This is a genomic window from Allosediminivita pacifica, from assembly GCF_003054175.1.
Lineage (GTDB): Bacteria > Pseudomonadota > Alphaproteobacteria > Rhodobacterales > Rhodobacteraceae > Allosediminivita > Allosediminivita pacifica.
Genome location: NZ_QBKN01000054.1, coordinates 1 through 11742 on the forward strand (window position 1 = coordinate 1; position 11742 = coordinate 11742).

The 11742-nt window shown below is 63.0% G+C and carries 15 protein-coding genes and 1 pseudogene; 13 read left to right on the forward strand and 3 right to left on the reverse strand.

The features are described from left to right. From C8N44_RS22120 to C8N44_RS22150, 7 genes are all read left to right on the forward strand, one after another. On the forward strand, positions 1-1641 hold a 1641-nt coding region (locus C8N44_RS22120), incomplete at its 5' end, for a conjugal transfer protein TraG (protein WP_107978896.1). A 2-nt stretch (positions 1642-1643) separates the two neighbouring features. Beyond that, positions 1644-2075: a hypothetical protein gene (locus C8N44_RS22125; protein ID WP_043870020.1), complete on the forward strand. Its 432-nt coding sequence runs from the start codon at positions 1644-1646 to the stop codon at positions 2073-2075. A gap of 384 nt (positions 2076-2459) precedes the next feature. Continuing rightward, complete coding sequence (locus tag C8N44_RS22130; RefSeq protein WP_236549773.1) at positions 2460-3038, forward strand: DsbE family thiol:disulfide interchange protein; 579 nt, start codon at positions 2460-2462, stop codon at positions 3036-3038. 110 nt (positions 3039-3148) lie between these two features. Next, a complete protein-coding gene (locus tag C8N44_RS22135) occupies positions 3149-3556 on the forward strand; it encodes a TlpA disulfide reductase family protein (RefSeq protein WP_312528960.1) in 408 nt (135 codons plus the stop codon). 115 nt (positions 3557-3671) lie between these two features. After that, entirely contained in the window at positions 3672-4373 is a 702-nt protein-coding gene (locus C8N44_RS22140) for a cytochrome c biogenesis CcdA family protein (RefSeq protein WP_373282748.1), read from the forward strand. A gap of 4 nt (positions 4374-4377) precedes the next feature. Continuing rightward, the gene (locus tag C8N44_RS22145) at positions 4378-4992 is read left to right on the forward strand and encodes a class I SAM-dependent methyltransferase (protein ID WP_067631010.1); all 615 of its coding nucleotides are present in this window, start codon (positions 4378-4380) and stop codon (positions 4990-4992) included. Positions 4993-5103: 111 nt separating this feature from the next. Further along, on the forward strand, positions 5104-5763 hold the full coding sequence (locus C8N44_RS22150) for a cation diffusion facilitator family transporter (protein ID WP_082849320.1): 660 nt from the start codon (positions 5104-5106) through the stop codon (positions 5761-5763). Here the strand turns inward: C8N44_RS22150 and C8N44_RS22155 are convergent. Genes C8N44_RS22155 through C8N44_RS22165 form a run of 3 tightly spaced genes read right to left on the reverse strand, consistent with a single transcriptional unit; the run spans position 5747 to position 8349 of the window. Further along, positions 5747-6994, reverse strand: coding sequence for a cytochrome P450 (locus tag C8N44_RS22155; RefSeq protein ID WP_089851199.1), 1248 nt, complete (start codon positions 6992-6994; stop codon positions 5747-5749). The genes C8N44_RS22150 and C8N44_RS22155 overlap by 17 nt on opposite strands. Before the next feature lie 3 nt (positions 6995-6997). Further along, positions 6998-7498 carry a signal peptidase II gene (lspA, locus tag C8N44_RS22160; RefSeq protein ID WP_035714444.1) on the reverse strand — a complete coding sequence of 167 codons (501 nt, stop codon included), beginning with the start codon at positions 7496-7498 and terminating at the stop codon, positions 6998-7000. Continuing rightward, positions 7495-8349: a cation efflux transmembrane domain-containing protein gene (locus tag C8N44_RS22165; protein WP_089851198.1), complete on the reverse strand. Its 855-nt coding sequence runs from the start codon at positions 8347-8349 to the stop codon at positions 7495-7497. The genes lspA and C8N44_RS22165 overlap by 4 nt, the downstream gene beginning before the upstream one ends. 56 nt (positions 8350-8405) lie before the next feature. Here C8N44_RS22165 and C8N44_RS22170 point away from each other — a divergent pair, with 56 nt between their 5' ends. The 6 genes and pseudogenes from C8N44_RS22170 to C8N44_RS22195 all read left to right on the forward strand — a co-directional run. Beyond that, positions 8406-8750: an ArsR/SmtB family transcription factor gene (locus C8N44_RS22170; protein ID WP_089851196.1), complete on the forward strand. Its 345-nt coding sequence runs from the start codon at positions 8406-8408 to the stop codon at positions 8748-8750. Further along, entirely contained in the window at positions 8747-8935 is a 189-nt protein-coding gene (locus C8N44_RS22175) for a multicopper oxidase domain-containing protein (RefSeq protein ID WP_035746442.1), read from the forward strand. The genes C8N44_RS22170 and C8N44_RS22175 overlap by 4 nt, the downstream gene beginning before the upstream one ends. Positions 8936-9495: 560 nt before the next feature. Then, a complete protein-coding gene (trbB, locus tag C8N44_RS22180; protein WP_425352949.1) occupies positions 9496-10443 on the forward strand; it encodes a P-type conjugative transfer ATPase TrbB in 948 nt (315 codons plus the stop codon). Further along, positions 10440-10772 (forward strand): TrbC/VirB2 family type IV secretion system protein, encoded by a 333-nt coding sequence (locus C8N44_RS22185; RefSeq protein WP_043870011.1) that lies wholly within the window; start codon positions 10440-10442, stop codon positions 10770-10772. The genes trbB and C8N44_RS22185 overlap by 4 nt, the downstream gene beginning before the upstream one ends. Continuing rightward, entirely contained in the window at positions 10772-11053 is a 282-nt protein-coding gene (locus C8N44_RS22190) for a VirB3 family type IV secretion system protein (RefSeq protein WP_009573786.1), read from the forward strand. The genes C8N44_RS22185 and C8N44_RS22190 overlap by 1 nt, the downstream gene beginning before the upstream one ends. Before the next feature lie 6 nt (positions 11054-11059). Further along, positions 11060-11742 (forward strand): annotated as a pseudogene (locus tag C8N44_RS22195) (conjugal transfer protein TrbE); the annotation flags it as partial.

Below are 11742 nucleotides of genomic sequence, written 5' to 3' on the forward strand. Positions count from 1 at the left end.
GGCGAGGTGAAGGCGGCTGGATTGCTGGACCCGGATGGAGTGGTCCTCGGCCGCTATGAGCGGGAATACCTGCGCCACGATGGGCCGGAGCATGTACTCTGCTTCGCGCCGACGCGATCCGGCAAGGGGGTAGGGCTTGTCGTACCCTCGCTTCTCACCTGGCCCGGCTCGGCCATCGTTCATGACATCAAGGGCGAGAACTGGCAACTGACCGCAGGGTTCCGCGCCCGGCACGGTCGGGTCCTCCTCTTCGATCCGACCAATCCGAACTCCTCGGCCTACAACCCCTTGCTGGAAGTGCGCCGTGGGGAGTGGGAGGTTCGCGATGTCCAGAACATCGCCGACATCCTCGTCGACCCCGAGGGGAGCCTGGAGAGGCGAAACCACTGGGAGAAGACCAGCCACAGCTTGCTCGTCGGTGCGATCCTGCATGTGCTCTATGCCGAGAAGGACAAGACGCTGGCCGGTGTCGCCAACTTCCTGTCCGACCCGCGGCGCCCCGTGGAGGCCACACTCCGCGCGATGATGCGGACGCCGCACCTGGGCGAGGCGGGGCCGCATCCCGTGGTCGCCAGCGCCGCCCGCGAGTTGCTCAACAAGTCCGAGAATGAACGCTCCGGTGTGCTTTCGACGGCGATGTCTTTCCTTGGCCTCTATCGCGACCCCGTGGTCGCGCAGGTCACGCGCCGCTGCGACTGGCGGATCGGTGACATTGTCGGGGGAGTGCGCCCCGTCACGCTGTATCTCGTGGTGCCGCCCTCTGACATCAATCGCACCAAGCCGCTCATCCGGCTGATCCTCAACCAGGTCGGCCGACGCCTGACCGAAGACCTACAGGGTAAGGATGACCGTCATCGGCTGCTTCTGATGCTCGATGAGTTCCCGGCGCTTGGCCGGTTGGATTTCTTCGAGAGCGCGCTGGCCTTCATGGCGGGCTACGGGCTGAAGAGCTTCCTCATCGCCCAGTCGCTGAACCAGATCGAAAAGGCCTACGGCCCAAACAACTCGATCCTCGACAATTGCCACGTCCGGGTGAGCTTCGCGACCAATGATGAGCGCACGGCGAAGCGGGTATCCGACGCTCTCGGCACCGCTACCGAGATGAAGGCGATGAAGAACTATGCCGGGCACCGTCTGGCGCCGTGGCTCAGCCATCTCATGGTGTCCCGATCGGAGACCGCGCGGGCGTTGCTCACCCCCGGAGAAATCATGCAACTGCCGCCGTCCGATGAGATCGTCATGGTGGCCGGCACACCGCCGATCCGGGCGACAAAAGCACGGTATTACAAAGATGCGCGGTTCACCGAGCGGGTCTTGCCGCCACCCGATTTGGGGAATGTGGGCGCTTCGGGGAAGGATGACTGGAGCAGTCTGGCAGTCCCAACGCAGAACGACGAGTTGGAGCCAGTATCCGAGACGGGATCGGAGGATGAGGACCCGACTGCGTCAGAGCGCCGTCTTCAGCCGGAGCTGGCGCAGCCTCGGCCGGTCGACAGGCAGTCCCCCATTGAGAACGAGTTTGAATTCGACCCACCCGAGGATGAGGAGGACGGTGCCATTCGCAATCGCCGCATCATGCAGCAGATGCGCGGTGTCGCGCGGCAGGTCTCCCTCAATCCCGACGACGGCATGGAGCTTTGATCATGACCACCAGCCGCAAGAAGACGAAGATCTCGGTCTACCTCGATCCCGAGGTAATGCAGATGCTGGCAGACTTCGCCGCCCGGCGTGATCGATCCCAGTCGATGGTGGCCGAGGCCGCGATCGCATCCTTCCTCTCTCCGGATGACGGAGAGCGCCGCGAGGCGGTTCTGGCCCGACGCCTGGATCAGATCGACAGGCGGATCACCCGGCTGGAACGCGATGTCGGGATCTCCATCGAAAGCCTGGCGGTGTTCATACGTTTCTGGCTGGCAACAACACCGGCTCTGCCGGAACCCGCAGCCAAGGCGGCTCGGGCCAAGGCAGGGGAGCGTTACGAGGCATTCATCTCGGCTCTCGGTAGACGCCTGGCCCAGGGGCCGAAGCTGCGGCAAGAGGTGTCCGAGGATGTTGATGGCGGGGCAGGTAGCTGAAAAGATGTCACCTGCCGCCGCCGCAGACGTGGGAACTGTAGCCGTGATCAGCATGTCCGGGTTGCTCGCCCCTGAGCGGACCTCCGTGATCACCTCGAATTGCTGCTGCGTTCGCGACAACGGCCATTCGCGGCGGCTGCGAAGGTCCCGATGAGGCTAACGTGCGCTATGCGGGACGAAGGGGCCGTTCAGAGGTCTGAATTCAACGGCCTCTTCAGATACCGACCTTTCGCTGATTTCTTAAGAATCTAGACAGTAAGTATGGCTCGGGTCTGCGAAGCCGCGGCCAAGCCTCCCCCATCGTTCGGCATTGTGATCGGCGACGGTTTGCTTCATATCAGCGGTTGCTGATACCTTATTCCTTCCAAGCATTGATGGCAGGCTATGAGTTCGAAGGATAACCAAGAAAAGCGGCGCCGGAGCGGACGGCCGCTCATGATTTTGCCTATTCTTCTGTTTGGGTTGCTGGGCGTAGTCTTCTACTGGGGCCTCTGGAACAACGACGACCGGTTGCCCTCGACGCTGATCGGAAGACCAATCCCGGAATTCGCGCTCCCGCCCATCGAAGGGCGGCAGGACGGCCTAGCCTCGGCGAACCTGCAAGACCAGGTTTCTCTCGTCAACGTCTGGGCGTCGTGGTGCGTCCCCTGCCGCACGGAGAACCCGCTTCTCGTCGATCTTGCCGAAGCGGGCACCGTTCCGATCTACGGTATCAACTACAAGGACGATGCCGAGGAGGCGCTGGGTTTCCTCGAAGAGCTCGGCGATCCCTTCACCCGCATCGGCGCGGACCGATCAGGCCGCGTTGCGATAGACTGGGGCGTCTATGGAGTGCCGGAAACATACATAATCGACGCCGAGGGGCGCATTGCATACAAGCATGTCGGCCCCTTTGATCAGGCCTCGCTTGAGGAGGACATTCTGCCGGTCGTGCGCCGGTTGCAGGCTGAGAGCGACCCGTGAGGCGACGTGACGTCCTTGCCGGAGTCTTGGCGCTTGCGGCAAGCCCTGCCTCCGCCCGACCACCGATCCCTAATCACGGGACTCCGCGTGATCTCCTGTCGCCGCCTTTCGTGGATGGAGATGGACGGAATCTGACGCTGGCGGACTTCGAGGGACGTGTCGTGCTTCTGAACATTTGGGCGACTTGGTGCCCGCCTTGTCGCGAGGAGATGCCGACGCTCGACGCGCTGCAAGCGCGCCTCGGCGGATCGGATTTTCATGTTCTGCCGCTGTCGATCGATCGGGCCGGTCTCGAACCTGTGCGCCGCTTCTACCGAGAGACCGGCATTCGCAACCTCGATCTCTATATCGCGGAGGATACGCGCGCGATGCTGGCCTTGGCCGTGGTGGGTCTGCCGACAACGATTCTGATCGACCGCATTGGGCGCGAGCGGGGGCGCCTCGCAGGCCCGGCCGAATGGAACAGCCCCGAAGCCGTTGCGCAGATAAGCGCTCTTATTGACGAACGTAAGCAATAGGACATGGAAAAGCACGACGACCGCGCCAGCCGTTCCGCTCCGTGCGCACACGTGGTGGCGGTCTACCGATCAGTTTGGAGATGTGGATTTGATTGAACTTTCCGTTCTTGGACTAATGGCGGCATTGCTGGCCGGTGCCGTTTCCTTTCTGTCGCCCTGCGTGCTGCCGCTCGTGCCCGGCTACGTATCCTACGTTGCCGGACGTACGGTCGCCGGCAGTGCAGCGCCTTCGAAGGGGCGGGCCGTCTGGCTCAGCTTCTGTTTCGTCCTTGGCTTCTCCACGATATTCATCGCGCTTGGGGCCTCTGCCACCGCGCTCGGTCAGACGCTGCTGCAGTGGCGCTACGAACTCAACCTCGTCGGCGGCGCGATCGTGATCCTGTTCGGTCTGTTCATGATCGGGGCAGCGCGCCTGTCGGCCATGGAGCGCGACCTGCGTTTCCATCTCGACCTGCCGGGCGGGCAACCGGTCGCCTCCTACGTGCTCGGACTCGCCTTCGGTTTCGGCTGGACACCGTGCATCGGGCCGATCCTCGGTGCCATCCTAACCGCCAGCGCGACAAGCGCGACGATTGGCGAGGGCGTCGCATTGCTTGCCGTCTACTCGGCCGGCCTTGGGATCCCGTTTCTGGTCGTCGCGGGGTTCACCGACAGTATTGCCGGCAGGCTGCGCGGCATCGGTCGTTGGGGTCGCCGCCTGCATCAGGCTGCGGGCGGCGTCATGATCCTGATGGGCCTGGCGATGATGACCGGGCGGTTGAGCGCACTGGCCTACTGGCTGCTGGACACCTTCCCTGTCCTTGCGCGGATCGGGTGAACAGATGCGACTGTACGAGAAACATATCCTCCCTCGGCTGACGCATCTGGCGATGGGCCAGGATCAACTTCTTCCCTACCGGCGCCGCGCCATCTCCGGGCTGCATGGGCGTGTGCTGGAGATCGGAATCGGCTCGGGCCTGAACATTGCGCTCTACCCCGAGGCCGTGCGCCAGATCATCGGTATTGATCCGTCGCCCGAACTCCTCTCTCGGGCCGCGCAAACCTCCCATGGACTGATGCCCGCGGCCGAGATGATCGAGGGCGTGGCCGAAGCATTGCCGCTCGAAGATCGCAGCGTCGATTGCGTCGTCGCCACCTGGACACTCTGCAGCGTTTCGGAACCGGAGAAGGCTCTCGCCGAGATCCGGCGCGTTCTCAAGCCGGATGGCGTCTTCCGCTTCGTCGAGCATGGCCTGGCGCCCGGACCCCGTATCCGGCGCTGGCAACGCTGGCTGACGCCTGTCTGGAAACACTGCGCCGGGAACTGCCATCTTGACCGCCCGACGGCCGACTTGATCGAGACAAGCGGCTTCCGCATGGAGCGGCTCAACACCGGTTACGCGACAGGTCCGAAGCCCTTGGTTTTCATGTATGAGGGACAAGCTCGCCTCTACTGAGGAAGCTTGGAAACAGGACAATCTCGGCTTTCGATCCGTGGCGCAACTGATGGCAAGGTAGCCAATTCTCGCCTCGAACTTTCGCCGAAAATTTTGCGGTGATGAGGTGTTATGAGCAGTCATCAAGATAACCGGCAGGCCAATCTGACGCGCGGCATCCGGGTCGAGATCGCCAGCCTCGTCTACAACATCATCGAGGTCGTCGTATCCGTCACCGTGGGACTTCTGACCGGCAGCGCAGCGCTGGTGAGTTGGGGCCTCGACAGTACGGTCGAGGCCACCTCGGCTGCGACTCTGATCTGGCGCTTGAAGAGTGAGGTGGACGGTGCCGACAAGCGCACGGTCCTGCACCGCAAGAAGGTCGCGCTCTACGTGGTTGCCTGTGCCTTCTGGATCGTCGTCGCGGCGATCCTCTACGAGGCGGTCTCCGCCTTCATTTCGCAGAAGGCGCCGGGCTTCAACTGGTGGGGTATCGCGATTCTGGGTGCTTCGCTCGTGGCCAACCCGTTCCTCGCCTGGGGCAAGTATCGCTACGGCAAGCGGCTCGATGCGCCCGCCCTGAAGTACGATGCCAAGGACACCATGATCTGCCAGTATCAGACGATCGTGGTGTTGGCCGGGATCGGTCTGACGCAATGGATGGGCTGGTGGTGGGCCGACCCGGTGGCGGCGCTTCTGATCGTGCCCTACGTTGCATGGGAGGCGTTCGAGGCCACGAAGGATGCGCGGTCGGTCGATCCGGACGAGGGCGAAGCTACTGCCGAGGCCTGACGTTACGCATGATGAACCGAGATTTGGGCATGGGCGGCAGTTCTCCGGTTTCCAGATCCAGATCCTGATCCGGCACTTCGTAGTCGATGGCGTTCACGAAGAAACTGCAAAACGCCTTCATCTGGCTGATCGCGATCCACTCGCCCGGACAACGGTGGTTCCTGTGGTGATCGCCACCGCCCTGCGGAATGAACTCGTAGGGAGTGACCTCCCGATCGTGAAACCGCTCGGGCCGGAACTCTTGCGGCGCGTCCCACGAACGAGCGTCGGTATTCGTGCCGTAGAGGTCGAGCAGAACCCTGTACCCTTTGGGAAAGCGATATCCGCGCCACTCGAAATCGCTCTTCACCCGTGCCGCAACCGCGGGAAAGAACGGATACAGACGGCGGACCTCTTGCACGAAAGGTTCGAGCTGTCCCTCGTCGTCCTTCAGCTTTTGCCGCCACTCGGGATGCCGATGTAAAGCATGCGCCGCCTGAACTATGAACACGGATACCGCGACGGTCGGGCGCAGGACATTCAACAGCTCTACGGCGGCCACCCTGGGGGTCAACAACTCCCCATCGAGATCGCGCCATGTCGCGATGATATGAAGGGCACTTTCCTGCGTCGGCTGAAGCTCACCATCGCGGACCTGTTGGATTAGCCGTGCTGCCCATTTTTCCAGGCGGTGGCGCGCCAGACGCGCGCGCCAGTGTTTGGGGCCAAGGGCCCCGGCGTCCTGAAAAAGCGCTGTAAGCTGCGCCCTTCGGGTCGCCACCTCAGCTTCATCAAGCGGCACCCTGGCCCAGGCGCAGACAGCTCTTGTGAGCATTTCGCGCACTTCGTCATAGAGGACGACCTCGTTCCTCGCCTCCCAGTCCGGCGCATATTTGTCCAACATGTGAAGCGACGTGCCCTGAAGCGCGGCGATCCGCTCGGTCCCCATGAGTGACATGAACATCTTCTTGCGGTGCTGGTGGGCAGCGCCGTCCAATCCCTGAACGCCGCCTTCGCCCAGCAGGGTCTTCTGTATGCGGCCCGGCATCGAGCCCGCGCGGATCAGTTTATCCTCGGAATAGAAAACTTCCGCTGCCGCCGCGCCGGTCATGCAGATCGTCTCTTGAAGGAGGATGCGGGTTTCGAACAGGTCTGTGTCGAGTGCGCGGCAGGTCTCCGAGATGAACCCATATGGGTTGCGCAGCAGGGCGAGTGTGCTGTCAAAGCCTTTCGCAGATGGTATGCCGAACATGGGTTACACCCCCGTTGTGTTTTCCTTGCGTTCACTCTGACCAGGCTTGTCCTTCGCAGAGCGGAAGCTGTCCCAGAACAGCAGGGCTGCGCCGCAGAAAATCGTTACGTCCGCGAGATTGAAGGACGGCCAGTGGTATGATCCGTAATGGAAGTCGAGAAAGTCAGGAACGGCCTGATAGCGTACGCGGTCAAGAATATTGCCGAGTGCGCCGCCGATGATCAGACCGAGAGCGGCAGCTGTCAGCCTGTCCGGCGCGCGCCATAACCAGATCAATAGCCATGCCACGATCACGCCAGCAAGCGCGATGAGACCCCACCACGGTACGAACCCGCCGAGCATACCGAAGCTGACCCCATCGTTCAGAACCCGCACGAGGTTAAGAAAGGGTAAAACCTCGACCCCGCTCTCGAGCGCCGGTGTGGTCAGGGCGAGCGCCTTGGTGCCCTGATCGAGACCGAGCGCTGCGATTGCGCAGAGCCCACCGAGAACGCGACCGTTCATGCCGTCGCCTTCAGATCGCCCCGCGCGTCGCGGATGATGGCCCAAGCGGAGTGCAGGAACAGTCCGGCGATACCGAAGGCGACGATAAGGTCGGGCCACGCGCTGCCCAGCCACGCCACGAGACCGGCGGCGATGACGACCGCCGCATTGCCGATGGCGTCGTTGCGCGAGAATAGCCAGACGGCCCGCATGTTCGCGTCGCCCTTGCGGAACCGCAGCAGCGGCAGAACGGAGATGACGTTGACGACAAGGGCGATCATGCCAAGCAGGCCCATTAGACCTGCATCCGGCGTCGTCCGTTCGAAGACTCGCACGATGGTCGTGCCGAGGACGCCAAGGCCGAGCAGGCCGAGGAAGATGCCTTGGATCAAGGCCGACCGTGCCCGCCAGGCGAGGCTCCAGCCGATGGCCAGCAGGCCGAGGAAGGTGATCGCGCCATCGCCGATGAAATCGAGCGCATCGGCCTTCACGGCCTGCGATCCGGAAATGAAACCGCCGATCATTTCGAGGACCCCGTATCCCACGTTCAGGATCACGACGATCCAGAGGGCACGGCGGTAGGCCGGGTCCTGATGGGCAGGATTCGGCGGAATGTCTTCATCGCCCTCGATCCGGTCGAAGCCATAGCCTGTCACCGCGACTGCCTTTTCGATGTCCGGCAGGCGCACTTCGGGTGCAGTCAGTGTCATGATGTGCGTCGCGGCCGACACTTTCACATCGCCGGGCGCGACCCCGGCTGCCTGTGCCGCCCGCTCGATCTGCGCGGCATCCTTGGCGCAATCCATACCGGAAACCCGGTAACGGACGGGCGGGACATCTGCCGTCGATCCGGCATTTTCGGTGTTGGCCATGGTCGCGCTATTCCTGCTAGGATGAATCGAAGAACAACATATCAGCGAGGAGTGATATGGCGCAATTGGTCGATGACCGCAAGAGCGCAACCATCGAGCGACGGGCGAAGCTGTTCCGCGGCTTCGCGGACCCGAGCCGCCTGGCCATCCTCGGTGCACTTTGCAACGAGCCATTGGCCGTTCACGAGCTCGTCGAGCGGACGGAACTATCGCAACCCAACGTCTCCAACCATCTGAGGTGCCTGCTGGAGTGCGGGCTTGTCGCCAGCGATCGCGATGGGCGTTTCATCCGCTATCGTATCAGCAGCCCGCGCATCACGGTCCTTCTGAACGATGTGGACGCACTTCTCGACGTGGTCGCAAAGGGTGTTGAGGCGTGTGACAATTATCGTGAGGCGTGAGTCAGAACGGACGGCCGGTCGACTCGGCGCAGATCGGTTGGAAAGATGTTGTCCGTGTGCAGGGTCCGACCGGAATCCTGCTGAGGTTCGACAAGCTGGCTTCGGAAGAGACACCATTCATGTATCACTGCCACATCCTCGAACACGAGGATGCGGGCATGATGGGGCAGTTTACGGTCACATAACAGGACCCCACCCGCTCGACACCGGGCGTCGTCAAGAGCTTACGTCTTCTTGCGGCGTTCTATCAGGTGCCGGTGTCGCCTTGTTGAAACGCATTACGGAGTATGTCTAGACCCGAACGGAGAACACCTCGCTAAGCTGCGGGTCCGCCGAAGCGGCCGTCCAGTCGCTCGGCAGCATTCGTCAAAAAGGGCTCCGAGCGGTCATGCGGAGATGCGGCAACGCCCCGGTTTTATCGTCCGGTGGAATGGCCGCTATCAACAAAACGTCCATCTCGGTTCGCAGGTGCGGAGAACGGCCGGTCTTCGCCCGAAACCGCCATGTTCTCATGACGGTGGCCGCGACGCCTTCCTCCTAGAGTGGATCTGAGGATCATTCCGCCGTTTTCCTGTCTTTGCACGCCACGCTACTACGCCCCGCGGAAACCTGTTGAGCCGTAGGCATTTACGACTTTCTTAATCGACCCCGATCCAGGGCCGCCTGTTGGAGGCGCCCGTAAGGGAACGGGGCCGGCATGGCAAAGAACGATCAGAGACCAGAGGTGATCCGGAGAGGCGCGCGGATGCTGCGCACCGCGCTCGGGCCGGCGATCGCCGGGTTTCTGGACGACCCCATGATCGTCGAGGTGATGCTCAACCCCGATGGGCGGCTCTGGATCGACCGACTTTCCGAGGGGCTGGCAGACAGCGGCAAGACGCTCAGCGCAGCCGATGGCGAGCGCATCGTTCGGCTGGTCGCCCATCATGTTGGCGTCGAAGTTCATAGCCAGTCCCCGCGAGTCTCTGCGGAGCTTCCGGAAACAGGCGAGCGTTTCGAGGGGCTCCTGCCACCCGTCGTCGCAGCCCCGGCCTTCGCCATCCGCAAGCCCGCTGTCGCTGTGTTCACGCTCGACGACTATGTCTCTGCTGGGATCATGACCCCGACGCAGGCCGAGGCGCTGCGCCAAGCAGTTGCGACCCGTGCCAATATCCTGGTGGCTGGTGGGACCTCGACCGGCAAGACCACGCTGACCAATGCGCTGCTCGCCGAGGTGGCCAAGACCTCTGATCGCGTCGTGATCATCGAGGACACCCGAGAACTGCAATGCGCCGCGCCGAACCTCGTGGCGATGCGTACCAAGGACGGTGTTGCCAGCCTGTCCGACCTGGTGCGCTCCTCGCTGCGTCTGCGCCCCGATCGTATTCCGATCGGTGAGGTGCGTGGCGCCGAGGCGCTGGACCTTCTCAAGGCCTGGGGCACGGGACATCCCGGCGGCATTGGCACCATCCATGCCGGTACCGGGATCGGCGCGCTGCGTCGTCTCGAACAGCTCATCCAGGAAGCCGTCGTCACCGTGCCCCGCGCCATGATCGCGGAGACCATCGACTTCGTCGCTGTATTGGCCGGTCGAGGGTCCGCACGGCGTCTGGCTGAACTCGCCCGCGTCAAGGGCCTCGGGCCGGACGGCGACTACCGGATTTCACCTGTCATTTCAGAACCCACTACTCACGAACCAGGAGACCTCGAATGATCCGTCACACCCTGCGCATTCGGCGCCACATCGCCACTGCGGCCACCGCCACCTATGTCAGCCTGTTCATCGCCCCGGCCGCTCATGCCTCCGGTTCTTCCATGCCCTGGGAAGCGCCTCTGCAATCCATCCTCGACTCCGTCGAGGGGCCGGTGGCCAAGATCGTGGCGGTGATCATCATCATCGTCACCGGTCTGACGCTGGCCTTCGGCGATACCGGCGGTGGCTTCCGGCGGCTGATCCAGATCGTATTCGGGATTTCCATCGCCTTTGCGGCCTCGTCCTTCTTCCTGAGCTTCTTCAGCTTCGGTGGCGGAGCGCTGATCTGATGGCGGTGAGTTTTGAGGCCCTCGACGCAGTACCGGGGTTCAGCGTGCCGGTTCACCGTGCGCTGACCGAGCCGATCCTGCTCGGCGGCGCACCGCGCTCGGTTGCCATTCTGAATGGCACGCTCGCCGGTGCGGTCGGCCTCGGGCTTCAGCTCTGGCTTGTAGGGATCCTGATCTGGGCCGTCGGCCACATCGCTGCTGTCTGGGCGGCCAGGCGCGATCCGCTCTTCGTCGAGGTCGCCCGCCGCCATTTGCGCATTCCCGGTCATCTCTCGGTGTGAACTCCCATGATGAAACTCGCAGAATACCGCCGCACCGCGTCGCGTCTTGCCGACTACCTGCCCTGGGTGGCGCTGGTCGGGGAGGGCGTGGTCCTCAACAAGGACGGCTCGTTTCAGAGGACAGCGAAGTTTCGGGGTCCCGATCTCGACAGCGCCGTCGCGGCCGAACTGGTCGCGGTGGCGGGACGGCTGAACAACGCCTTCCGCCGGCTCGGTTCCGGGTGGGCGATTTTTGTTGAAGCACAGCGCTCTGAGGCTGCCACCTATCCGGCAAGCATCTTCCCGGATGCGGCATCGGCGCTGGTCGATGCCGAGCGCAAGGCCGATTTCGAAGAGGAGGGGAGCCACTTCGTATCCGGCTATTTGCTGACCCTCCTCTGGCTCCCGCCCGCCGAGGATGCAGCACGTTCAGAATCCTGGCTCTATGAGGGCCACGAAACCTCGGGTGTGAACCCCTGGGAACAGGTGCGCGGCTTCATCGACCGTACTGATCGCGTACTGGCGCTGCTCGACGGCTTCATGCCGGACTGCCACTGGCTCGATGACGCCGCTACGCTGACCTACCTGCATTCGACGATTTCGACCAACCGGCATCGCGTGCGCGTGCCCGAGGTGCCGGTCTATCTCGACGCGCTCTTGCCCGACCAGCCGCTGGCCGGTGGGCTGGAGCCGCGTCTGGGCGATCATCA